This is a genomic window from Citrobacter sp. C5_2 (assembly GCF_014596845.2).
GTDB lineage: Bacteria > Pseudomonadota > Gammaproteobacteria > Enterobacterales > Enterobacteriaceae > Citrobacter > Citrobacter werkmanii.
Genome location: NZ_CP115032.1, coordinates 2073725 through 2098174 on the forward strand (window position 1 = coordinate 2073725; position 24450 = coordinate 2098174).

24 protein-coding genes are annotated in these 24450 nt (G+C 50.5%); 17 read left to right on the plus strand and 7 right to left on the minus strand.

The annotated features are described in order from the left end of the window. Window positions 1-81: 81 nt before the first annotated feature. Window positions 82-747 (plus strand): YecA family protein, encoded by a 666-nt coding sequence (locus ICA20_RS10050; RefSeq protein ID WP_038641516.1) that lies wholly within the window; start codon window positions 82-84, stop codon window positions 745-747. A 27-nt stretch (window positions 748-774) separates the two neighbouring features. Here the strand turns inward: ICA20_RS10050 and tyrP are convergent, their stop codons facing one another. Then, window positions 775-1986, minus strand: coding sequence for a tyrosine transporter TyrP (gene tyrP, locus ICA20_RS10055; RefSeq protein ID WP_038641514.1), 1212 nt, complete (start codon window positions 1984-1986; stop codon window positions 775-777). A gap of 227 nt (window positions 1987-2213) precedes the next feature. Here tyrP and ICA20_RS10060 point away from each other — a divergent pair, with 227 nt between their 5' ends. Next, complete coding sequence (locus tag ICA20_RS10060; protein WP_038641513.1) at window positions 2214-2453, plus strand: YecH family metal-binding protein; 240 nt, start codon at window positions 2214-2216, stop codon at window positions 2451-2453. Between the two features lie 45 nt (window positions 2454-2498). On the opposite strand, the gene ftnA is transcribed toward ICA20_RS10060, so the two are convergent. Beyond that, a complete protein-coding gene (gene ftnA / locus ICA20_RS10065) occupies window positions 2499-2996 on the minus strand; it encodes a non-heme ferritin (RefSeq protein ID WP_038641510.1) in 498 nt (165 codons plus the stop codon). 193 nt (window positions 2997-3189) lie between these two features. Continuing rightward, window positions 3190-3525, minus strand: a complete 336-nt coding sequence (locus ICA20_RS10070; RefSeq protein WP_038641508.1) for a YecR-like lipofamily protein — start codon at window positions 3523-3525, stop codon at window positions 3190-3192. Window positions 3526-3792: 267 nt separating this feature from the next. Between ICA20_RS10070 and ICA20_RS10075 the strand changes: the two genes are divergently transcribed. Next, a complete protein-coding gene (locus ICA20_RS10075) occupies window positions 3793-4431 on the plus strand; it encodes an RpiB/LacA/LacB family sugar-phosphate isomerase (protein ID WP_038641506.1) in 639 nt (212 codons plus the stop codon). Between the two features lie 33 nt (window positions 4432-4464). Here ICA20_RS10075 and ICA20_RS10080 read toward each other — a convergent pair whose 3' ends face one another. After that, window positions 4465-5886, minus strand: coding sequence for an MFS transporter (locus ICA20_RS10080; protein WP_038641504.1), 1422 nt, complete (start codon window positions 5884-5886; stop codon window positions 4465-4467). A gap of 130 nt (window positions 5887-6016) precedes the next feature. Here ICA20_RS10080 and ICA20_RS10085 point away from each other — a divergent pair, with 130 nt between their 5' ends. Continuing rightward, complete coding sequence (locus ICA20_RS10085; protein ID WP_005127709.1) at window positions 6017-6268, plus strand: DUF2766 family protein; 252 nt, start codon at window positions 6017-6019, stop codon at window positions 6266-6268. A 136-nt stretch (window positions 6269-6404) separates the two neighbouring features. On the opposite strand, the gene ICA20_RS10090 is transcribed toward ICA20_RS10085, so the two are convergent. Then, window positions 6405-6908, minus strand: coding sequence for a non-heme ferritin-like protein (locus ICA20_RS10090; protein WP_038641501.1), 504 nt, complete (start codon window positions 6906-6908; stop codon window positions 6405-6407). 554 nt (window positions 6909-7462) lie between these two features. Between ICA20_RS10090 and ICA20_RS10095 the strand changes: the two genes are divergently transcribed. The 6 genes from ICA20_RS10095 to otsA all read left to right on the plus strand — a co-directional run bounded on the left by ICA20_RS10095 (window position 7463) and on the right by otsA (window position 14334). After that, window positions 7463-8020, plus strand: a complete 558-nt coding sequence (locus ICA20_RS10095) for a DJ-1/PfpI family protein (protein ID WP_038641499.1) — start codon at window positions 7463-7465, stop codon at window positions 8018-8020. Window positions 8021-8338: 318 nt separating this feature from the next. After that, a complete protein-coding gene (locus ICA20_RS10100) occupies window positions 8339-9328 on the plus strand; it encodes an arabinose ABC transporter substrate-binding protein (RefSeq protein ID WP_038641497.1) in 990 nt (329 codons plus the stop codon). Between the two features lie 115 nt (window positions 9329-9443). Continuing rightward, the gene (gene araG / locus ICA20_RS10105; protein WP_038641495.1) at window positions 9444-10958 is read left to right on the plus strand and encodes an arabinose ABC transporter ATP-binding protein AraG; all 1515 of its coding nucleotides are present in this window, start codon (window positions 9444-9446) and stop codon (window positions 10956-10958) included. A gap of 14 nt (window positions 10959-10972) precedes the next feature. Then, window positions 10973-11959 (plus strand): L-arabinose ABC transporter permease AraH, encoded by a 987-nt coding sequence (araH, locus tag ICA20_RS10110; RefSeq protein ID WP_038641493.1) that lies wholly within the window; start codon window positions 10973-10975, stop codon window positions 11957-11959. A gap of 175 nt (window positions 11960-12134) precedes the next feature. Beyond that, window positions 12135-12938, plus strand: a complete 804-nt coding sequence (gene otsB / locus ICA20_RS10115) for a trehalose-phosphatase (protein ID WP_038641492.1) — start codon at window positions 12135-12137, stop codon at window positions 12936-12938. Further along, window positions 12913-14334 (plus strand): alpha,alpha-trehalose-phosphate synthase, encoded by a 1422-nt coding sequence (gene otsA / locus ICA20_RS10120; RefSeq protein WP_038641490.1) that lies wholly within the window; start codon window positions 12913-12915, stop codon window positions 14332-14334. Before otsB ends, otsA begins: the two co-directional genes overlap by 26 nt. Window positions 14335-14350: 16 nt before the next feature. Here otsA and uspC read toward each other — a convergent pair whose 3' ends face one another. Further along, complete coding sequence (uspC, locus tag ICA20_RS10125) at window positions 14351-14779, minus strand: universal stress protein UspC (RefSeq protein ID WP_038641488.1); 429 nt, start codon at window positions 14777-14779, stop codon at window positions 14351-14353. 792 nt (window positions 14780-15571) lie between these two features. Here uspC and flhD point away from each other — a divergent pair. From flhD to cheW, 6 genes are all read left to right on the plus strand, one after another. After that, complete coding sequence (flhD, locus tag ICA20_RS10130) at window positions 15572-15913, plus strand: flagellar transcriptional regulator FlhD (RefSeq protein ID WP_003034622.1); 342 nt, start codon at window positions 15572-15574, stop codon at window positions 15911-15913. Next, on the plus strand, window positions 15910-16494 hold the full coding sequence (flhC, locus tag ICA20_RS10135; protein ID WP_170973258.1) for a flagellar transcriptional regulator FlhC: 585 nt from the start codon (window positions 15910-15912) through the stop codon (window positions 16492-16494). The genes flhD and flhC overlap by 4 nt, the downstream gene beginning before the upstream one ends. 124 nt (window positions 16495-16618) lie before the next feature. Next, on the plus strand, window positions 16619-17506 hold the full coding sequence (motA, locus tag ICA20_RS10140) for a flagellar motor stator protein MotA (RefSeq protein WP_032939611.1): 888 nt from the start codon (window positions 16619-16621) through the stop codon (window positions 17504-17506). After that, the gene (gene motB / locus ICA20_RS10145; protein WP_038641486.1) at window positions 17503-18432 is read left to right on the plus strand and encodes a flagellar motor protein MotB; all 930 of its coding nucleotides are present in this window, start codon (window positions 17503-17505) and stop codon (window positions 18430-18432) included. The genes motA and motB overlap by 4 nt, the downstream gene beginning before the upstream one ends. Before the next feature lie 4 nt (window positions 18433-18436). Next, window positions 18437-20485: a chemotaxis protein CheA gene (gene cheA, locus ICA20_RS10150; protein ID WP_038641483.1), complete on the plus strand. Its 2049-nt coding sequence runs from the start codon at window positions 18437-18439 to the stop codon at window positions 20483-20485. A gap of 21 nt (window positions 20486-20506) precedes the next feature. Further along, window positions 20507-21010 carry a chemotaxis protein CheW gene (cheW, locus tag ICA20_RS10155; RefSeq protein WP_038641481.1) on the plus strand — a complete coding sequence of 168 codons (504 nt, stop codon included), beginning with the start codon at window positions 20507-20509 and terminating at the stop codon, window positions 21008-21010. Between the two features lie 79 nt (window positions 21011-21089). Here the strand turns inward: cheW and ICA20_RS10160 are convergent, their stop codons facing one another. Further along, window positions 21090-22349 (minus strand): dicarboxylate/amino acid:cation symporter, encoded by a 1260-nt coding sequence (locus ICA20_RS10160; RefSeq protein ID WP_038641479.1) that lies wholly within the window; start codon window positions 22347-22349, stop codon window positions 21090-21092. A gap of 406 nt (window positions 22350-22755) precedes the next feature. Between ICA20_RS10160 and tar the strand changes: the two genes are divergently transcribed. Then, complete coding sequence (tar, locus tag ICA20_RS10165; protein ID WP_038641476.1) at window positions 22756-24417, plus strand: methyl-accepting chemotaxis protein II; 1662 nt, start codon at window positions 22756-22758, stop codon at window positions 24415-24417. Window positions 24418-24450 lie beyond the last annotated feature (33 nt).

Consider the following 24450-nt stretch of genomic DNA (forward strand, 5'->3'; position numbering starts at 1 on the left):
GCCCACGCCCATTTGTATCTGTTATCCCTCCAGCCATGTAGGATGATTACAGGCGAGAATTTTTGACTAAGGAAAAGCGTTATGAAAACGGGACCATTAAACGAGAGCGAACTGGAATGGCTGGATGATGTACTGACTAAGTACAATACGGACAAGGCTATTCTGGATGTGTCAGAACTGGATGGTTTGCTGACGGCGGTGCTGAGTTCACCGTATGAAATTGAACCGGAGCAGTGGCTGGTCGCAATTTGGGGTGGTGCGCAGTATGTCCCTCGCTGGTCCTCCGAAAAAGAAATGACGCGCTTCATGAACCTGGCGTTTCAGCACATGGCGGATACGGCCGATCGTCTGGATGAATACCCTGAGCAGTTTGAGCCGCTGTTTGGTCTGCGTGAAATTGACGAGCATGAACTGACCATCGTAGAAGAGTGGTGCTTTGGTTATATGCGCGGCGTCGCGTTGTCGGACTGGTCCACATTACCGGATACGTTGAAACCGGCGCTCGAGGCTATTGCGCTGCATGGTACAGAAGAAAACTTCGCGGTGGTTGAGAAACTGACGCCAGAAGAGTTTGAAGAAAGCGTGGACGCTATCCGTCTGGCGGCGTTGGATCTGCATGCCTGGTGGATGGCGCATCCGCAGGAAACGCCGGTGAAGGTGCCGGTAAAAGTGGATGCCAAGGTAGGACGTAACGACCCGTGCCCGTGCGGCAGTGGGAAAAAATACAAGCAGTGCTGTCTGCATTAACAGAAAGGGGCGTAAAGCCCCTTTTGTTTAACCCACTTCAGGCAGTAACCCTGCTGCAATGGAAAACTGTACCGCGATCACCACAATGCCGCACATAAACACCAACGCCAGCGCCGGTGCGCCACCCGCCACGCGGTAGTTAGCCTGCGGGTTATGTTTTCTGCTTTGCCATGCCAGCATGGCGGGGATCAGTAGCGCCAGTACCGCGAGGGCAACACCCGCATATCCCAGCACCATCACGAAACCACGTGGATAGAACAGCGCGAATGCCAGCGGCGGCAGGAACGTCACCACGCCGGTTTGCATCCTTCCTGCTACGGTATTTCGGCGCTGGAAAAGGTCTGCCAGATAGTCAAACAGCCCCAGCGCGACACCGAGGAAAGAGGTCGCCAGTGCGAGATCGGCAAACAAATGTACCGCCAGTTCAACGTGCGGCGATGCCACGACTTCACGTAATGCCTGTAGCAATCCGTTTAAGCCAGCGTGGTTGGCTAACAGCCCCATGAACGTGGACGAGTTAATGCTGCCCAGCGTTGCCAGTTGCCAGAAAATATAGGCGATCAGAGGAATGGCGCTACCGGTAATAAATACCCAGCGCAGTTTACGGATGTTACCGTTCATATAGCTGACGATACTCGGAACGCTGCCGTGAAAACCGAACGACGTGAAGATAACCGGGATTGCGGACAATGCCAGCCCTTGCTGAAGCGGCAGCGTAAGCAGATTCACTTTATGGATATGCGGCATTAACAGGGCCAGCATCGCTACCAGGAAAATTATCTTGGCACTGAACAACAGACGGTTGAACAGATCGACCAGCGACGTCCCAACGCAAACCACACCACCGGCAACAAAGGTGAACAGCAGTACACCTGTTGATGGCGAGATTGCTGTCCCGGTCCAGTCGCTGATGCTGGAGGCCAGCAGTTCACCTGCGCCACTGATATACGCCGCCGTCAGCGCGTACATTAAAAACATCATGCTAAAACCCGTTACCCATTGTCCGTAACGGCCAAGATAACGTTTCGCCAGGGTACCCAGCCCGGTGTCAGCCGGTACGTGTTGATACACTTCAAGCAGCAACAGCGCGGTGTAGCACATCAACGCCCAAAGACTGACTAACAATACCAGCGTGACGCTAAACCCCACGCCTGCCGCAGCCAGCGGCATTGCCAACATACCGGCACCAATCGTGGTTCCCGCCACGATAAAAATACTACCCAGGGTTCTGTTTTTCACGCTTTCCTCTGTCCCAGAGATAATCAACGGTTATATCTGCGGCGCAGGTTAAGGCAAAACATTATTTTCGTCAAATCACCGTTACAATGCATGTACATAAATCTTTACGACTGTTGGGTGATTTTAAGATGTATGGGAAATGACATTTATCTGCTGGTAAACCTGTGTTAGCGCAAAGCAGCGCCCTGCGGTTCACATTAGGCTATGCCCTTTATTGAGGAGGTAGTATGGAATCTATTCACGGGCATGAAGTGCTCAACATGATGATTGAATCTGGCGAGCAGTATTCAAATGCCAGTCTTGAGGCGGCGATTACGGCTCGTTTTGGCGAGCGGGCACGTTTTCACACCTGTTCTGCGCAAGGAATGACGGCGGCTGAGCTGGTGGCATTTTTAGCGGCGAAGGGGAAGTTTATTGCAAAAGAAGACGGCTTCTCTACGCACGAAAGCAAGATCTGCCGCCATTAAGATTATCGAATAACGGTGGCATCTCACCACCGTTATCCAACAGAATTAATTCTGCGTATCGAGCGTAGCCAGCTCTTTGTCGATGAAATAAAGACCTTCACCGCTTTTTCCTGCCAGCGATAGCTTATCAATAACAGATTTAAATAATTTCTCTTCTTCATGCTGCTCGGCAACATACCACTGCAGGAAATTAAACGTCGGATAATCCTGGTGGGTCATTGCCGCGTGAGCCAGTTCATTAATTTTCCGGGTGATCAGCTGTTCGTGTTCGTAAGTGACACGGAACAGTTCGTCCAGAGAAGCATATTCAGCGAAGGGGGAAGAGACGGTATTAATACGCGGTAAGCTACCGGTGTCAGTCAGGTAGTCGAACAGACGCTGCATATGCGTCATCTCTTCCTGGGCGTGACGGCGCAGAAACGCGGCAGCACCTTCGAAGCTGTGATAGCTGCACCACGCGCTCATCTGTTGGTAGAGCAGAGATGAATATAATTCAAGATTCATTTGCTCATTCAGTTGGTCGATCATTTCTGTTTTCAGCATGGTTCTGCTCCACAAACGTTATTATATATTACGTGGCGCCACTATAATTTGTTATTTAATTATTTGCAAAAGGTAAAATAATAAATTTATTTATTAAAAATACGAATGGGAATAAAACGCATTAACGCTATTGAGCGGAGGATATAAATACCGAAGTAACAAATGACCAGCAAAAAAATGCTGGTCGAAAATATTAGTAATTGAATGAGGACGCTGGAGATACCGCGACGCCGTGACACTGCCAGGCGAGCGTAATTTTGGTGTTCAAACACAAAGAACCGGCATATACGCTACAGGTTGACACTGGCTGCCCAAACGCAACGGCGCTGGCATAACCCATACGCTGGCACTCTTTGGTGGCGGTTCCCTGGGTTACGTAGTCATCGGTTCGTGCCGTTTGCAACATGGCCTGGTTGTAAGTCAGGCGAACCACGCCGGTGATGGCGCTGGCTTCGCTCACCTGCGCCTGTTTAGTAATAGTGCATCCTGTCAGCACGAGCGGCAAAAGGGCAATGATAAAGGTCTTCATGAGATCGCTCTGAAAGTTCGGAGATAGGCTATCATGGCATGCCTTTCGACGTATCAATGGCTTGAATAGCCTGAAGATCACCTGCGATTAATCGCAACGACGTCACTTTCTTGAGGCCATTCTGAGCTGCTGAGGGAAAAATGTGAGCCCTTCATTACTTTATAAAACAAAATTTCATTAAATTTGAAAGTGGGTTTGCAAAATAGTAATGTGGCCTGAATGTTATGACTTTCAGCAGTCCACGCTACGCATTCAGGAGATGACAGAATGAAAATTGCATTGATGATGGAAAACAGCCAGGCAAGCAAAAACGCCATCATTCATAACGAGCTTAAAGCCGTTGCGGATGAGAAAGGTTTTCCCGTTTATAACGTCGGCATGAGCGATGAAAATGACCATCATCTGACCTACATTCATTTAGGGATTATGGCCAGCATCCTGCTGAATTCCAGAGCCGTGGATTTTGTGGTCACCGGCTGTGGTACGGGTCAGGGCGCAATGATGTCACTGAATATCCATCCGGGAGTCGTATGCGGCTACTGCCTCGATCCGGCGGACGCATTCTTGTTTTCTCAGATCAACAATGGGAATGCGCTTTCTCTGGCCTTCGCCAAAGGCTTTGGCTGGGGTGCCGAGCTCAATGTGCGCTATATGTTTGAAAAAGCGTTTACTGGACGTACCGGGGAAGGTTATCCACCGGAACGTAAAGAGCCGCAGGTGCGTAACGCCGGTATTCTGAATCAGGTGAAAGCGGCAGTGGTAAAAGAGAATTATCTGGATACGCTGCGCGCTATCGATCCTGAGCTGGTGAAAACCGCCGTCTCGGGTCCACGCTTCCAGCAGTGCTTCTTTGAAAACTGCCAGGACAAGTCGATCGAAGCGTTTGTGCGCGAGATTATTGGCTAAATCCTGCTGGCCCGGCGGTGTTCTCCCGCCGGGCTATCTGTTCTTATCTGACACCGCACTTCCGGCATCACGGGTAAGCCGCAGCGTATCCACCATACCGACCAGACAAATTATGGCGATAGCCACAAAGGCCAGGCGGAAGCTGATCCCCGGAATATTGCCCAGCGCCAGCCATTCACTGACTTCAGCGCCGATGCGGATCCCAATAGCGGCTAATGAAATTCCCAGTCCCACTGCTAACTGTGTTGCCGTACTGAACAGCGTATTGGCGTAGCTCATTTGCGACGCGGGGACGTCCGCAAATGCAAGCGTACTGACGCCGGTAAACTGGATTGAACGGAACACACCGCCCAGATACAGCACCAGCAAAATAACCCATACGGGCGTTTGCGGCGTTATCAATGCACAGGCCAGCAGCGCCAGGACGTTAAGGGCCCCGTTGATCAACAGCAATTTCTTAAAGCCCAGCCAGCGTATCAACGGCGTGGTGGCAGGTTTTATCGTCAGATTGCCTACAAACACCGCCAGCACCAGCGAACCTGCGTGAAAAGCGTTCATGCCAAAACCTACCTGGAACATTAACGGCAGCAGAAATGGTACGGCGCTGATAGAGGTGCGAAACAGCGATCCGCCATACATCGTGACGCGAAAAGTCGGGACGCTCATGGCATCAAGACGAATCATCGGCCAGGCGGCGCGGCGAAAATGGCGTAGGGCAAACAGGAAAGTCGCTATTCCCAGCGTGAGAAGTCCGGCAGTTAGCCAACCCTGCGGCTGCTGGGTTCCCAGCAACTCCATGGCATACACCAGACTTACCATGGCAACAGAGGTTGCGACAAAACCCGCTATATCAAACGGACGGCGCTCGTCGTCATGAATATCCGGAATAAAACGTAGCGCCAGCGCTATCGCCAGTATTCCCAATGGGACGTTAATGAAGAAGATCCAGCGCCAGTTGGCATAGCTGGTGATGAATCCGCCTAGCGGAGGACCGATGATGGGCGCGACTAACGCGGGCCAGGTCAGAGTCGCAATGGCGGTGATTAACTGATGTTTAGGCGTGGTGCGTAGTACCGCAAGGCGGCCAACAGGAACCATTAATGCGCCGCCCACGCCCTGTAAGATTCGCATGGCGACAAAGCTTTCAAGACGGGTGGACAAGCCGCATAAGACCGAGGCGAGGGTAAATATCGCCAGTGCGAGGGTAAACACTTTTCTGGCGCCAAAGCGGTCCGCAATCCAGCCGCTGGCGGGGATAAGTACGGCGAGGGTGATCAGGTAGGCGCTAATACCAATATTCAGGTCAACCGCCTGTACGCCAAAGCTTTTGGCCATGTCGGGCAGGGCGGTAGCGATCACCGTACCGTCAATAAACTCCATAAAGAAAGCGCCGGCTACAAGTAATGCCGCCGGGGAGAGACCGCGTTTATTCTCAACCGCTAAATGTTCACTCATGTTGTGCTTGCCATCTCAAAAGAAACTGACCGGGTCTGTTTTTTATTTTCAGCGTATCCGTTATGCGTACGCCGCTACCGTTTCGATCGCTGAATGGGTACTATGAAGACCTTTCTATAAGGAGCTCATTATGTCCCAAACACTGAATGCCGATCAGGAACTGCTCTCGGACGTTGTTGCCTGTCAGCTGGTTATCAAACAAATTCTGGATGTCATTGATGTTATCGCCCCGGTAGAAGTCCGGGAGAAAATGTCCAGCCAACTGAAAAGCATCGACTTTTCAAGTCACCCTGCAGGTGCCGATCCGGTTACTATGCGCGCAATACAAAAAGCAGTTGCCTTGATCGAGTTGAAATTCACGCCGCAGAATGAGTCTCACTAAAATAAACCGTTGTTTCAGGTTTTAGAAAGGTTTTTTGCGCCTTTGAGAATGAGAGGCGCGAGCGTAGAGATCATTGAGCGCTAGCCGGATAAGATGCGTGGCATGACTATCCGGCTAGCGTTATGAAAATTGAAGATTAGTGATGTTGGTAGTTTACGACGTTCAGCAGATGTTTATCGGTTTGCGCCATGCACAGTCCCGCGCGTTTCGCGCTACGGACTTCATCAAGAATGGTTTGTAACAGTACGCCATCCTGCTGCTGCTCTTTTTCCAGATCGTGGAGAAAATCAACGGTTGGCTCATCGTTCAATGCTTCAGCTTCATTGGTTAAGCGTGAAAGCTTACTCGAACGCTGTTGGTACTCATCCAGTGTTTTCTGAAACAGTTCTTCAAGGGAAGTCAGTTCATCACCCGGAACATCGATGGCTTTGACGATGGGGTTAGCCCCGGCGCTTTTCATAAAATTAAACATACGCATCATTTGAGTTACGTTACCCTGCGCCTGCGTGCGTAGAAACGTTGCGGTACCTGTCAGGCTATGTTCGTAGCACCATTCGCTAAGGTGCAGGTAAAGATTCGATGCGTAGAACTCAAGATTCATTTGCGTGTTGAGTTTATGAACAATTCCAACTGCAGCCATATCAATATCCTTATTTCCAGAAAGGAGAATGTACGTTACTAACGTCAGTGCAACGGGCTGTCGCCGCACTTCACATCTACGTACAATTAAAACTGTTAGCAGAATAAATCCGTTCCGCCGGTCCTTTAGTGATCACGGATTATATCCGCTTCCGATCGAGATTCAGCATAGCGCGTGATCTGACATAAGAAAATCCTTAAATCTGCATATTTATGTTTTTTTACATATTGTCATAGCAATATTCTTAATACCTGCATTTCGTCATATAAGATGCGTGAATGTAATTTATTGATATTTAAGTGTTTATGGTAATATTATGATAATGAAATGTTGTTTCATATCACAAAATTAAATTTAACAATACGTTATTGTCTTGACCTCGCTGATTATGAAGTCCCGGCTGGTGGCGATTTCACGATTGGGTAAGGTAAATGAAAACTATCTGGTAGTTAATATTTTGCGCCAGATCATTTTTGCTGAAATTAATAAATTTAACGACCTGTACGATTCGGCATTTATTGTTTGGTGAATGTGGGGAAATCGAGGAGTTACCTATGAAAAAGGTTGCGGTGCTGCTGGCGCCTGGTTTTGAAGAGGCGGAAGCGATTGTTACCATTGATATTCTGCGTCGCCTGAATATCGAAGTCGAAACGCTGGCCTGCGCGGAGTCGCGTGCGGTGGTGAGCTATCATGACGTACCGATGGTGACCGACAGTACGTTGGCCGCGCGTCAGGCCCATCTCTACGATGCCGTCGTGTTGCCTGGGGGGCCGCAAGGTAGCGTTAATCTTGCCGCCAGCGAGGCAGTCATCCAGTTTGTCACCCGCCATGATGAGGCGGGAAAACTTATTTGTCCTGTGTGCTCTGCGGCCGCGCGCGTACTGGGTGGCAACGGTCTGCTAAAGGGGCGTCGCTACGTGTGCTCGGGAGATTTATGGCAAAACGTCACGGATGGCGAATATATCGATGCGCCCGTTGTTGAGGATGGCAATCTTATTAGCGGCAAAGGATTAGGGCATATTTTTGATTTTGCGTTTACGCTTTCGGCGCGTCTGTTGGGAGATGATATTCCGGTTCGCGATCACGCCGACCACATTTACTACCCATGGTAAACATTGTTTTCCCGAATGCTTCAGCATTCGGGGACAAGGATTTGCTGACTGATGTTATGGACTAATCTGCTATTCCTCTTTTTCTTCGTCGTCAAAATCGCGTTTTTTTATGTCATTTCTCGCTGAATTTATGTACGCAATTACTGTAATTCTGTGGTGTGATGCCGCTCTCTTATGGAGAATCAATTTCCCGCTAAAAATACTCTCAGCACTGGCATTGATCTTATCAATAAAAGGTAATGCCTTGTTTTACGTCCGAATTACAAAAAATCGTCTGATTTTACCCTACATAAAAGAACGTTAAAGCTGGAGTTGACCATGCACAAATTCACTAAAGCGCTGGCGGCCATCGGCCTGGCTGCCATTATGTCACAATCCGCTATCGCTGAGTCCATGAAGCTCGGTTTCCTGGTCAAACAACCGGAAGAACCGTGGTTCCAGACTGAATGGAAATTTGCCGATAAAGCCGGTAAAGACCTTGGTTTTGAGGTGATAAAAATCGCCGTCCCGGATGGTGAGAAAACCCTTAACGCGATTGACAGCCTGGCTGCAAGCGGTGCGAAAGGGTTTGTGATTTGTACGCCGGATCCCAAACTCGGGCCTGCCATTATGGCGAAGGCGCGCGGTTACGATATGAAAGTCATTGCTGTCGATGACCAGTTTGCCAACGCGAAAGGGAAACCGATGGACACCGTGCCGCTGGTCATGATGGCGGCAACAAAAATTGGTGAACGCCAGGGTCAGGAGCTGTACAAGGAGATGCAAAAGCGCGGGTGGGATGTGAAATCCACCGCGGTAATGGCCATTACCGCGAACGAACTGGATACCGCGCGCCGCCGCACTTCAGGCTCAATGGAAGCGCTGAAAGCTGCGGGCTTCCCGGAAAAACAGATATACCAGGTTCCAACCAAATCGAATGATATCCCTGGCGCATTCGACGCCGCCAACTCCATGCTTGTTCAGCATCCTGAAGTCAAACATTGGCTGATCGTGGGTATGAACGACAACACCGTGCTGGGCGGCGTACGTGCGACCGAAGGGCAAGGCTTTAAAGCGCCGAACGTGATCGGTATCGGTATTAACGGCGTTGACGCGGTGAGTGAACTCTCTAAAGGCGAAGCGACCGGGTTCTACGGTTCATTACTGCCAAGCCCGGACGTTCACGGCTATAAATCAAGCCAAATGCTCTACAACTGGGTAACGAAAGGTGCAGAGCCACCGATGTTTACTGAAGTGACGGATGTGGTGCTGATTACCCGCGATAACTTCAAAGAAGAACTGGCGAAGAAAGGTTTAGGCGGTAAGTAACATAAATGCCGGATGCGTCGCCAAAGCGTCTGACCCGGCCTACGAATTACGTACTCAGTAGGCCGGATAAGGCAAAGCCGCCATCCGGTATAAAGATCTGAATCACGGAGACGTTATGCAACAGTCTACCCCGTATCTCTCATTTCGCGGCATTGGCAAAACGTTCCCCGGCGTTAAAGCGCTTACGGATATCAGTTTCGATTGCTATGCCGGTCAGGTGCATGCGCTGATGGGCGAAAATGGCGCCGGAAAATCAACACTCTTAAAAATTCTCAGTGGTAACTATGCGCCAACGACGGGCTCCCTGGCGATTCGCGGACAAGAAGTTTCGTTTGCGGATACCACAGCCGCGTTGAACGCTGGTGTCGCCATTATTTACCAGGAACTGCATCTCGTCCCGGAAATGACCGTTGCCGAAAATATCTATTTAGGGCAACTGCCGCATAAAGGCGGCATTGTGAATCGGTCGCTGCTGAACTATGAAGCGGGGCTACAGCTTAAGCATCTGGGCATGGATATCGATCCCGACACGCCACTGAAATACCTCTCCATTGGTCAATGGCAGATGGTAGAGATTGCAAAAGCGTTGGCGCGTAACGCCAAAATTATCGCCTTTGATGAACCGACCAGTTCCCTGTCGGCACGCGAGATTGAGAATTTGTTTCGCGTTATCCGTGAGCTGCGCAACGAAGGGCGCATCATTCTGTATGTCTCGCACCGTATGGAGGAGATTTTTGCCCTTAGCGATGCCATTACCGTATTTAAAGATGGGCACTACGTTAAAACGTTTACGGACATGCAGCAGGTCGATCACGACGCGCTGGTGCAGGCGATGGTAGGGCGTGACCTGGGTGATATTTATGGCTGGAAATCCAGGCCTTATGGCGCAGAGCGCCTGCGTTTGCATGAGGTCAAAGCCCCAGGCGTGCGCACGCCGATCAGTTTATCGGTGCGTAGCGGTGAAATCGTCGGACTGTTTGGGCTGGTGGGCGCTGGACGTAGCGAATTAATGAAAGGATTGTTTGGCGGTACGCGTATCACCGCAGGCCAGGTGTTTATTGATGAACAGCCAATTGATATCCGCAAACCGAGCCACGCCATTGAAGCGGGAATGATGCTGTGCCCGGAGGATCGCAAAGCTGAAGGGATTATTCCGGTTCATTCGGTGCGTAACAACATCAACATTAGCGCGCGTCGTAAACATGTATTGGGAGGATGCGTGATCAATAACGGCTGGGAAGAAACTAACGCCGATCACCATATTCGTTCGCTCAACATCAAAACACCAGGTGCGGAGCAACTGATCATGAACCTCTCTGGCGGTAATCAACAGAAGGCTATTCTTGGCAGGTGGTTATCGGAAGAGATGAAAGTGATTTTGCTGGATGAACCTACCCGCGGCATTGATGTGGGCGCCAAGCATGAAATTTATAACGTGATTTATGCCCTTGCGGCGCGCGGCGTGGCCGTGCTGTTTGCATCCAGTGACCTGCCAGAAGTTCTCGGTGTCGCCGATCGTATCGTGGTGATGAGAGAAGGCGAGATTGCCGGGGAGTTACTTCATGAACAGGCGGATGAACGCCAGGCGTTGAGCCTTGCAATGCCTAAAGTCAGCCAGGCTGTGGCCTGAATAAGGAGAGTATGATGTCTTCCGTTTCTACATCGGGTTCAGGTGCTGCGAAATCAGCGCTAAACCTTGGCCGCATTTGGGATCAATACGGGATGCTGGTGGTGTTCGCGGCATTGTTCCTGGTTTGTGCCATCTTCGTGCCAAACTTTGCCACCTTCATCAACATGAAGGGGCTGGGACTGGCGGTATCGATGTCGGGTATGGTCGCATGTGGGATGCTATTTTGCCTGGCATCCGGTGACTTCGACCTGTCCGTTGCATCCGTCATTGCCTGTGCGGGGGTCACAACTGCCGTGGTCATCAACATGACCGAGAGCCTGTGGATTGGCGTCGCTGCCGGGCTGTTTCTGGGGATTTTATGCGGTCTGGTGAATGGGTTTGTGATTGCACGGTTAAAAATCAATGCCCTGATCACCACACTGGCGACGATGCAGATTGTCCGCGGTCTGGCCTACATTATCTCTGACGGTAAGGCGGTCGGGATTGAAGACGAGCGTTTCTTCACCCTTGGCTATGCTAACTGGTTCGGGCTGCCGGCACCTATCTGGATAACGATCGTTTGTTTCATCGTATTTGGCTTACTGTTGAATAAAACCACGTTTGGTCGTAACACGCTGGCTATTGGGGGGAATGAAGAGGCTGCGCGCCTGGCCGGGGTTCCGGTTGTTCGCACCAAGATTATTATCTTTATTCTTTCCGGTCTGGTATCCGCAATTGCCGGCATTATCCTCGCATCGCGCATGACCAGCGGTCAGCCAATGACCTCAATCGGTTATGAGCTGATCGTGATTTCTGCATGTGTATTAGGGGGCGTTTCGCTGAAAGGCGGCATCGGAAAAATCTCATATGTGGTCGCCGGGGTATTGATTCTGGGGACGGTTGAGAACGCGATGAACCTACTGAATATCTCTCCTTTTGCACAGTACGTCGTACGTGGTCTCATCCTGCTGGCGGCGGTAATCTTCGACCGTTACAAGCAAAAAGCGAAGCGTACCATTTAATGATTTAAGCCCTAACATTTTAGTCTAGCCTCAGCTAATCGCCAGCCGCTACCCGGCTGGCGATTGTTTTTCCAAATGGCGAGCATGGTCACACTGTCTATACTTATATCCGTCATACATCATCTATATGGCGCGATCCGCGCGGCGTACAAACCATGATGAGGAGGATAACCGGGTGACAGCATCACTGACATTACCCCCTGAACAATCTGCAAACTGTGCTTATTTTTTTGATCTCGATGGGACACTGGCTGAGATCAAGCCCTATCCTGACCAGGTCGTTGTCCCTAAGACAATCCTGCAATTATTACATCAGTTGGCGACGCATAACGCGGGTGCGCTGGCATTGATTTCAGGGCGCTCGATGGCTGAGCTTGACGGCCTCACCACTCCCTTTCGTTTTCCGCTCGCCGGAGTGCATGGGGCAGAACGCCGTGACATCAATGGTCAAACCCATATAGTGCGCCTGCCCGCGGGTATTGAACGTGAAGCCGGCGCGCTGTTACAGACGGCGTTGTCGAAACTGCCTGGCACGACGCTGGAAGCAAAAGGTATGGCTTTCGCGCTGCACTATCGTCAGGCGCCAGAGCATGAAGCAGCGCTGGTAACGCTGGCGGAATGCATCACGCATACATGGCCGCAGCTTGCATTGCAGCATGGAAAATGTGTCGTTGAAATAAAACCGAAAGGTATGAATAAAGGCGATGCGATTGCTGCATTTATGCAGGAAGCGCCTTTTGCCGGACGGATCCCCGTATTTTTCGGTGATGATCTAACGGATGAAACTGGCTTTGAGGTAGTTAACCGCGCAGGCGGTATTTCAGTGAAGGTGGGGAGCGGGGCGACGCTGGCGACATGGCGTCTGGATGGCGTCAGCGATGTCTGGCGTTGGCTGGAGCAAATTAACTCTTCGCAGCAACAATCGAATACAACAAACAACAGAAGAGGTGACTATGGGTCGTTTAGTCGTAGTATCTAATCGTATCGCCTCGCCAGATGACAAAGGGAGCGCAGGTGGGCTCGCGGTCGGTGTGTTGGGCGCGTTAAAAACTGCTGGTGGATTGTGGTTTGGCTGGAGTGGCGATATCGGTAATGAGGATAAACCGTTAAAAAAGGTCACTCGTGGCAATATTACCTGGGCCTCGTTTAATTTGAGCGAGCAGGATTATGAAGAGTATTACTGTCAGTTTTCGAATGCCGTTTTATGGCCTGCATTCCACTACCGGTTGGATTTAGTTCAGTTTCAGCGCCCGGCCTGGGAGGGGTATCAGCGGGTTAATGCCTTGCTGGTAGATAAACTGCTGCCGCTGCTGAGCGAAGATGACATTATTTGGGTTCATGATTACCACCTGTTACCGTTTGCCTACGAGTTGCGTAAACGCGGCGTGAATAATCGCATCGGTTTTTTCCTGCATATCCCTTTTCCGACGCCGGAAATTTTTAACGCGCTCCCTCCACACCAGGCTCTGCTTGAGCAGATGTGTGATTTTGATTTACTGGGTTTCCAGACCGAAAACGATCGCCAGGCTTTTCTGGACTGTCTGGCTGTCCAGACTCAGGTAACTACCCACAGCGATAAGCGCCACAAAGCATGGGATAAAGCGTTTTGTACAGAAGTGTATCCAATCGGCATCGAGCCGGAGGAAATCGCACGCCAGGCTTCAGGTCCTCTGCCGCCAAAAATGGCGCAGTTAAAGGCAGAGCTTAAGAATGTGAAGAATATATTCTCCGTTGAGCGTCTGGATTACTCCAAAGGCTTGCCAGAGCGCTTCCAGGCCTATGAGGCGCTGCTGGAGCATTACCCGCAGCACCATGGCAAAATTCGCTATACGCAGATAGCGCCAACTTCGCGCGGAGAGGTGCAGGCCTACCAGGATATTCGCCATCAACTGGAGACAGAGGCCGGGCGGATTAACGGTAAATATGGGCAGTTGGGCTGGACGCCGCTTTACTATCTGAACCAGTATTTTGACCGCAAATTGCTGATGAAAATATTCCGCTATTCTGACGTAGGATTAGTGACGCCGTTGCGCGATGGTATGAACCTGGTGGCGAAAGAGTATGTGGCTGCACAGGATCCTGCCAACCCCGGCGTTCTGGTGTTATCGCAATTTGCCGGGGCGGCGAATGAGTTAACTTCTGCGCTTATTGTGAATCCTTATGACCGGGATGAAGTGGCTGGCGCACTTAACCAGGCGCTGACAATGTCGCTTGCTGAACGTATCTCTCGTCATGCTGAAATGCTTGAGACTATCATTAAAAACGATATCGACAACTGGCAGGCGAGATTTATATGCGATCTAAGAAAAGTTACGTCGCGTCAGAGTAAGCGCCAGTTGTCAGACAGTGTGCCTTCCTGTTCGAAACTGGCGTAACGACCTGAAGACGGTATTAATCTCCAGCCAGAGGAACCAGCAGAACATCCACCTGGCTGGCGCCGACCACGCTTTTTGCTGAGCACGAAGCGCGCGAAAAGAAGCTCTGGTTATGGTTGCCGTAAATGACCAGATCGACTGCGTGTTTACGGCAAACGTCGAGAATATGTTCATTCAGTGCCCCATAGGTAATAAAAGTATGCTCGATGGGGTACTGCGCTTCTTTGCTGAGTTTATCGATAAAATCCTGGGTCTCCTCTTGCATGAGTTCACGCAGATCTTCCAGCATGGGGGCGGCAAACTGGTTATACATTTCTGGGTCTGAGACCAATGTGATCAGGCTAATACGGGCGTTGACAGGGCGAGCGATAGAAACTGCCTTGGCTAACAATTGCTGGCTTTCAGGGGTGGCGGCAACCGCCACCAGAATGTGCGCATAGCTCATAACTCGCTCCTTTTTTTCAAGAATTATGAGAGAACTTTTCTGCTTTACTCAGCTTACTCCATACTGCAACGTTTCTCCCCAGGATAGTGTGAATCCCATCATTATTATTCATTAATTATTCTTATAAATAGAATAATCGCTTCATATAAATTGCAAATAGGTTCTGGTCACTTAAGTAAAACTCACCGCCAATGAAAACAATGTGTTAATAAAAATAAACAAATATTAACATTTGGCGGGTTTTCACTGCGCGGTATTAATTAATCACCCTTAATATTTAAGTTATTGTTTATAAACAATTTAATTGAAAAGCTGTTTTATATAAAATATGTGATCCAGCTCGCTATTTCACAGAGTGATATTAACGTTTGTGAACAAAATACTATTCGCTTTTATTGCAAGAATATTCGTACGCCAGGAATCGAAAAGATGAATGCTGGTTTAAAAAATAAGCAAAGTAAAAGCTACGCTGATGGATTTATGTTAAGTGTTTAGCTGATTTATGTGATCTGCGTCACATATTCTTTAAATTCGCAGCACGGTTCCGTTGTATGTGTAACTGGCGGCGGGTAGAGTTGCGTCGAATTAGGAAAAATCTTAGACAATTGTAAGAATTGATGTGGGCTTGTAAGAAGTGCGCATTCTTCAAAAGGGCTGATTTACACAACGTGTATGTGTCGTCACGCTGCTATGTATTTGACCTTTTGCTTTTTTTTACCGGGACTTCCCGGCGACATCACGGGGTGCGGTTTTACCGCATGAAAATAATGTTGGTTATTATGGATGCAAATAATGCATACATCCGAGTTGCTGAAACACATTTATGACATCAATTTGTCATATTTATTGCTTGCACAACGTTTGATCGTTCAGGACAAAGCATCTGCGATGTTTCGCCTTGGTATCAGCGAAGAGATGGCGGACACGTTGGCAACATTAACTCTTCCTCAAATGGTCAAACTGGCTGAAACAAACCAACTGGTGTGTCACTTCCGTTTCGACGATCACCAGACTGTTACTCGCCTGACGCAAGACTCCCGCGTTGACGATCTCCAGCAAATTCATACCGGCATCATGCTTTCTACGCGACTGTTAAGCGACATCGATGATGCCGCGCGCAAGAAAAGGGCTTGATGATGAGCGAAAAAAGCATTGTTCAGGAAGCGCGTGATATCCAGTTGGCAATGGAATTAATCACATTGGGCGCGCGTTTGCAAATGCTGGAAAGCGAAACGCAATTAAGTCGTGGTCGTCTTATCAAGCTGTACAAAGAATTACGCGGCAGTCCTCCGCCAAAAGGGATGCTTCCTTTCTCCACCGATTGGTTTATGACGTGGGAACAAAATATCCATGCCTCGATGTTTTGCAATGCATGGCAATTCCTGCTCAAAACAGGGTTGTGTAGCGGTGTGGATGCCGTAATTAAAGCGTATCGTTTATATCTTGAGCAGTGTCCGCAGCAGGAAGATGGTCCACTGCTGGCGTTAACTCGCGCATGGACGCTGGTACGTTTTGTCGACAGCGGATTGCTGGAATTGTCCACATGCAACTGCTGCGGCGGGAACTTTATCACCCACGCACACCAACCCGCAGGCAGCTTTGCCTGCAGTTTATGCCAGCCGCCATCACGGGCCGTAAAAAGACGTAAACTTTCCCAGAATGCTGCCGATATTATTCCACAACTGCTGGATGAACAGATCGAACAGGCTGTTTAACTGATACGGTGTGGATAAACACTCCAGCAGCGGTAAGCGATTACCGCTGCTTTTTTTTGTCCTGACCTCAAGTTAACTTCCCGACTGCGCATCCTGTCATAGTCAATTGCGAAAGGATGATGTCGTGCTTATCTTATTAGGTTACCTGGTTGTTATTGGTACAGTTTTCGGCGGTTACATGATGACCGGCGGACACCTTGGGGCACTCTATCAACCGGCTGAGCTGGTGATTATCGGTGGCGCAGGTATTGGGGCATTCATCGTCGGCAATAACGGAAAAGCCATTAAGGGAACAATGAAAGCGATCCCGATGCTTTTCCGTCGTTCGAAATACACCAAAGCGATGTATATGGATCTGCTGGCGCTGCTATATCGCCTGATGGCCAAGTCACGTCAGCAGGGCATGTTCTCGCTCGAACGTGACATCGAAAACCCTAAAGAGAGTGAAATCTTCGCCAGCTATCCACGCATTCTTGCAGATGCCGTGATGCTTGATTTTATTGTCGATTATCTGCGACTGATCATCAGCGGCAACATGAATACGTTTGAGATTGAAGCGCTGATGGACGAAGAAATTGAGACTCATGAGAGCGAAGCCGAAGTTCCGGCTAATAGCCTGGCGATGGTTGGCGACTCGCTACCGGCATTCGGGATTGTGGCGGCGGTCATGGGCGTTGTCCATGCGCTGGCTTCCGCCGATCGTCCGGCGGCTGAACTGGGTTCGCTGATTGCGCATGCGATGGTGGGGACATTCCTCGGTATTTTACTGGCCTATGGCTTTATTTCTCCACTTGCCAGCGTCCTGCGTCAGAAAAGCGCTGAAACCACTAAGATGATGCAGTGCGTGAAGATAACGCTGCTCTCCAACCTGAATGGTTACGCCCCGCCGATTGCCGTCGAATTTGGTCGTAAGACATTGTATTCCAGCGAACGTCCTTCGTTTATCGAACTGGAAGAGCATGTTCGTGCGGTGAGAAATCCAGCTGCGCAGCAGACGACCGAGGACGCATGAAAAATCAGGCCCATCCCATTATCGTCGTAAAGCGACGCAAACATAAAGGTCACGGTGGTGGGGCGCATGGTTCGTGGAAAATCGCCTACGCCGATTTTATGACCGCGATGATGGCCTTCTTTCTGGTGATGTGGCTCATTTCCATCTCCAGCCCTAAAGAATTGATCCAGATTGCCGAATATTTCCGTACTCCACTGGCTACCGCGGTGACAGGCGGCAATCGTATTTCGAATAGCCAAAGCCCCATCCCTGGTGGAGGGGATGATTACACCCAGCAGCAGGGAGAAGTGCACAAGCAGCCGAATATTGATGATTTGAGAAAACGCATGGAGCAAAGCCGTTTAAGCAAACTTCGCGGCGATCTCGATCAATTGATTGAATCGGACCCTAAACTGCGTGCGCTGCGCCCGCATTTGAAAATTGATTTAGTTCAGGAAGGGCTGCGTATTCAGATTATCGACAGTCAGAACCGACCAATGTTTAAGACCGGCAGTGCTGAAGTTGAGCCGTATATGCGCGATATCCTGCGGGCCATTGCGCCAGTGCTCAACGGCATCCCTAACCGAATCAGTCTTTCCGGACATACAGATGATTACCCTTACGCCAACGGTGAGAAAGGGTACAGCAACTGGGAACTGTCTGCCGATCGCGCTAATGCGTCGCGCCGCGAGCTGGTTAGCGGCGGTCTGGATGATGGAAAAGTATTACGGGTGGTAGGCATGGCCGCCACGATGCGTCTGAGCGATCGCGGTCCTGAGGACGCCATCAACCGCCGTATTAGCCTGCTGGTTCTCAATAAGCAGGCAGAAGAGGCCATTTTGCATGAAAACGCTGAAAGCCAGAATGAGCCGGTAAGTGTCTTACAACAGCCAGCGGAACTTCCGCCGGCAAGCGTTCCCACATCGCCACCAGCCAATCCGAGGTGATAGCGTGAGCATGGATATTAGCGATTTTTATCAGACTTTTTTTGATGAAGCCGACGAACTGTTGGCCGACATGGAGCAACACCTGCTCGATTTGGTTCCTGAAGCCCCGGATTCCGAACAGCTGAATGCCATTTTTCGTGCCGCGCACTCGATAAAAGGCGGGGCGGGCACCTTCGGCTTTACCATTTTGCAGGAAACGACCCATCTGATGGAAAACCTGCTGGATGAAGCACGGCGTGGCGAGATGCAGCTTAATGCCGACATTATCAACCTGTTTTTGGAAACGAAAGATATTATGCAGGAACAGCTCGACGCCTATAAAAACTCAGAAGAGCCGGATGCCGCCAGCTTTGAGTACATTTGTAATGCGTTACGACAGTTAGCGCTTGAAGCAAAAGGTGAAACCTCAGCCGCGCTCGTCAATACCGCAAAGCTGAGCGTTGTTGACGGGGCGGCGATACAGGAAGAAACCGTTGCCAATCCCGCTCCGGCCAGTAAAGAGGTCAAGAAACGGATTATTCTCTCGCGCCTTAAATCCAGTGAAGTCGATCTGCTGGAAGAGGAGCTGGGAAATCTGGCGACCTTAACCGACGTGGTGAAAGGAAGCGATACGCTGTCTGCAACGCTGGATGGCAACCTTGCGGAAGATGACATTATTGCGGTGCTTTGCTTCGTAATTGAAGCGGATCAGATTGAATTCGAAACCGTCAGCGCAGCGCCCGTGGCGGTTGATGCGAAAGCGGAAACTGAAGCGGTAGCCGTAGTCGCGACGCCGCAGCCGGTTGCCGTCGCGCCTGCGGTTAAAACCGCCGCCAGTGAAGCGCCACACGCCCGCGCGGAACGTGATAAGCCTGCCCGCGCCAGTGAATCAACCAGCATCCGCGTAGCGGTTGAGAAGGTTGATCAGCTCATTAACCTGGTCGGTGAACTGGTTATCACCCAGTCAATGCTGGCCCAGCGTTCTAATGAACTGGATCCGGTCAATCACGGCGATCTCATCACCAGCATGGGGCAGTTACAACGTAACGCCCGTGATTTGCAAGAGTCGGTGATGTCGATTCGTATGATGCCGATGGAGTACGTGTTCAGCCGCTTCCCACGCCTGGTCCGCGACCTGGCGGGTAAATTGGGTAAACAGGTTGAGCTGACGCAGGTCGGGAGTTCAACAGAACTCGATAAAAGCCTGATTGAACGCATCATCGATCCATTGACGCACCTGGTGCGTAACAGTCTGGATCACGGTATTGAACTGCCGGAAAAACGTCTCGAAGCCAGGAAAAGCCCCATCGGCAATCTGACGCTTTCCGCCGAACACCAGGGCGGGAATATTTGTATTGAAGTGACCGATGATGGCGCTGGTCTGAACCGCGAACGAATCCTCGCCAAAGCCATCTCCCAGGGGATGCCGATCCATGAAAACATGAGCGATGACGAAGTCGGTATGCTGATTTTCGCCCCGGGCTTCTCGACGGCTGAACAGGTGACGGATGTCTCTGGTCGCGGTGTGGGAATGGACGTGGTGAAGCGAAATATCCAGGAGATGGGCGGTCATGTTGAGATCCAATCGAAGCAAGGACAGGGGACGACCATCCGAATTTTGCTGCCGCTGACCTTGGCGATCCTTGACGGGATGTCCGTACGCGTGGCGGACGAAGTCTTTATTCTGCCGCTGAATGCCGTGATGGAGTCACTGCAACCGCGCGAAGAAGATCTCCATCCGCTGGCCGGAGGAGAGCGCGTTCTGGAAGTGCGTGGCGAATATTTGCCGCTGGTTGAATTGTGGAAAGTCTTCGAAGTTGAAGGCGCAAAAACCGAAGCAACGCAGGGCATCGTGGTGATTTTACAAAGCGCAGGTCGTCGCTATGCGCTGCTTGTCGATCAGTTAATTGGCCAACACCAGGTGGTGGTCAAAAACCTGGAAAGCAACTACCGCAAAGTGCCAGGTATTTCTGCTGCAACGATTCTCGGCGACGGTAGCGTCGCGTTGATTGTTGATGTGTCTGCATTGCAGGGGTTAAACCGCGAACAACGTGTGGCGATCACAGCCGCCTGATTGAGTAAGAAAGGGAATAATATGACCGGTATGAGTAATGTAACTAAACTGGCCGGCGAACCGTCAGGTCAGGAATTCCTCGTGTTTACGCTGGGGGATGAAGAGTACGGTATCGATATCCTGAAAGTGCAGGAAATTCGTGGTTACGATCAGGTAACCCGCATTGCTAACACGCCAGCGTTTATCAAAGGCGTTACAAACCTGCGCGGTGTGATTGTGCCGATTGTTGATCTACGCGTGAAGTTTAGCCAGAGCGATGTGGATTACAACGAAAACACTGTGGTGATTGTACTGAATCTGGGGCAACGGGTGGTTGGGATTGTGGTTGACGGCGTATCTGACGTGCTGTCGCTGACAACCGATCAAATTCGACCAGCACCGGAATTCGCGGTTACGCTGTCAACGGAATATCTGACGGGACTGGGCGCGCTGGGAGAGAGGATGCTGATTCTGGTCAACATTGAGAAACTGCTGAACAGCGAAGAGATGGCATTGTTAGATATTGCCGCCGCTCATATGGCGTAAATAAGTAAACATATTATCCGGCCTACAATAATTGCTGTTGTAGGCCGGATAAGCGTAGCGCATCCGACACCTTTCCTTCTTACGCTTCCCGTTCAACCAGTTCCGGTTCTTCTTCCAGTAAACCTTCATCCTGTGCCAGCATCGCCGTTGCAATCCCGTTACCCAATACGTTGATCGCTGAGCGCCCCATATCGAGGAAATGGTCGATACCCATCAGTAACAAAATTCCTGCAACCGGAATATTAAAGCTTGGGACGGTTGCCGCCAGCACCACCAGCGCAGAACGCGGCACACCGGCAATCCCTTTGGACGCCAGCATCAGGGTCAACATCAGGACGGTGATTTCTGCAAAGGAGAGATGGATATTGTAGGCCTGTGCGATAAACATAGAAGCAAATGAGCAGTAGACCATAGAACCCACCAGGTTAAACGAATAACCGATAGGCAGTACAAATGACACGATATTAGGCGAGCAGCCAAATTTGGTTAATTGCTCCAGCGTTTTCGGATAAGCGGCTTCGGAACTGCTGGTGGTGAAGGCGACCAGCACCGGGTCTTGCAGCATGCTGACCAGGCGGAACACCTCTTTTTTCAGCATCACATAACCTACGGTCAGCAGGACCAGACAGGTCAGCAAAATGGCCACATAATAACCGCCAATGAACGACGCGTAGTTGAGCAGGATCCCCAGGCCCTGGGTGGCGATAACGGAAGATATTGCGGCAAAAATAGCCAGCGGCGCAACATACATCACGTAACCGGTCACCTTCAGCATAATGTGGGAGACGACATCCAGCGCGGCAACCAGCGGGGCGTTAAATTTTTCGCCGAGCGAAGCACCACCGATGCCGAAGAACATCGAGAACACGACGATTTGCAGAATCTCATTGTTGGCCATCGCCTCAGCGATGCTGGTGGGAATGGTATGCGTCAGAAAACCTTTCAGGCTCATACCGCCTACGGCCAGGCCGGTATCGGTGGCTTCCAGCGGGATCGCCAGGTTCAGGCCGCTGCCGGGTTGTTCGAGGGAGACCACAAACAGACCGACCAGAATAGACAGAATAGAAGAGCTGATAAACCAGATCATCGCTTTGCCACCCACGCGCCCGATGGTTGAGGTTTCGCCCAGGCGCATAATACCCACGGTCAGGGTGCTGAAGACTAAAGGCGCAATCACCATCTTAATCAGGCGCAAAAAGATGTCGGTGAGAAGCGTAATATTATCGGCCCAGGCGGTAACAACGCCGGGCGAGGCATAAGAGTGGATCCCTGCACCCGACAGGATCCCCGCCAGCATGAAGATCACAATAAACAACGTGAGTTTGTTTGCATTTGCCACTAAAAAGCCCTCAGTAAGGATTTAACATTTATTGTTCGGTTACTCATTTTTTATACTTATTAAGTGGTAACGAAATATTCATCATATAAATTGGATTAAAGCGTAATTGGATACAACTTTTTTTAATTTTTTATTCATTTTGTTGTGGTATTTACGAAGTGAATATGTGATCTGAGTCACGAAAAAGTGCATAATTGTTCTCATCTGACCTTAAAAACAGGCAGATATGAATGTTATTTACATGATAATTATGATGTTTTTATGTGAATGACTTGTGGTGGCTGTTCAACTGCTGCTCAGTGGTTCTGCCTGACTGTATTTCCCTCCCGTATTTCCCTTTCGCAAACGTAAAGTTATCTCAGCGAGTGCCGATAACGTTGATAACTCGTTTTCAGGAAGGTGCCTTATGTTTAACCGTATCCGCGTTGTCACAATGCTGATGATGGTGCTGGGGGTTTTCGCACTGCTACAGCTTGTTTCCGGTGGTCTGTTGTTTTCTTCATTGCAGCAGAATCAGCAAAGTTTTGTTATTTCTAACGATCTTCGACAGCAGCAAAGCGAACTCACCTCGACATGGGATCTGATGCTGCAAACACGAATTAATTTAAGCCGTTCTTCCGCGCGTATGATGATGGATGCGTCCAATCAGCAAAGCAGCGCGAAAAACGATCTGCTAAAGAATGCGAAAGCATCGCTGGCGCAGGCAGAAACGCATTACGCAAAATTTAAAAACATCACGCCGTTGCCGGAGATGGCAGAAGCCAGCGGCAACGTTGATGAGAAGTATCAGCAGTACCATGCGGCCTTAGCAGAACTGGTCCAGTTTCTGGAAAACGGCAATATGGACGCCTATTTCGCGCAACCTACTCAGGGAATGCAAAACGCGCTCGGCGAGGCGTTGGGCAAGTATGCCAGCGTGAGCGAGAAGCTTTACGTTCAGGCATTCGATCAAAGCGCGCGTGATTACCACTTTGCCCAATGGCAGCTCGGCATTCTGGCCGTGGTGCTGGTGCTGATTCTGGTGGTGGTGTGGTACGGCATCCGTCATACCTTGCTCAACCCTCTGGCGCGCGTTATTGCTCATATCCGTGAGATCGCCAGCGGTAATTTAACCGCGACGCTGACGGTCCACGGACGTAACGAAATTGGTGAGCTGGCCAGTACGGTTGACCATATGCAGCGTTCGCTGACGGAAACCGTCACCCTGGTACGTGAAGGTTCTGATGCGATTTATTCCGGTACCAGCGAAATTGCCAGTGGTAACACCGATCTTTCATCCCGTACTGAACAACAGGCATCTGCGCTGGAAGAGACCGCCGCCAGCATGGAACAACTGACCGCAACCGTGAAGCAAAACGCGGATAACGCGCGTCAGGCTTCTCAATTGGCGAAAAGCGCCTCTGATACCGCACAACATGGCGGCAAAGTGGTTGATCGCGTGGTGAACACCATGCATGAAATTGCCGATAGCTCGAAGAAAATTGCCGACATCATCAGCGTCATTGATGGCATTGCTTTCCAGACCAATATTCTCGCACTGAATGCGGCGGTTGAAGCGGCGCGTGCCGGTGAGCAAGGGCGTGGTTTTGCCGTGGTCGCAGGCGAAGTGCGTAATCTGGCGAGCCGTAGTGCGCAGGCGGCGAAAGAGATCAAAGCATTGATTGAAGACTCTGTTTCCCGAGTGGATACCGGTTCTGTCCTGGTAGAGAGCGCCGGGGAAACCATGAATGACATCGTCAATGCGGTGACGCGGGTGACCGACATTATGGGGGAAATCGCCTCCGCTTCAGACGAACAGAGCCGCGGGATAGATCAGGTTGCGCTCGCAGTATCTGAAATGGATCGTGTGACGCAACAGAACGCCTCGCTGGTTCAGGAATCGGCCGCCGCAGCGGCAGCGCTCGAAGAACAGGCCAGTCGCTTAACCCAGTCGGTGTCGATTTTCCGTCTCGCGTCACGCCCGACGTCGGCTAAACCCCGTGATACGCGGTTACCTGCGTCGGCGACTGCGACTGCATCATCTCCGCGCCAGAATAGTGAACAAGATACGAATTGGGAAACATTTTGACTGGTAGTTAAACCGCGGCCTGCGCCGCCCGAT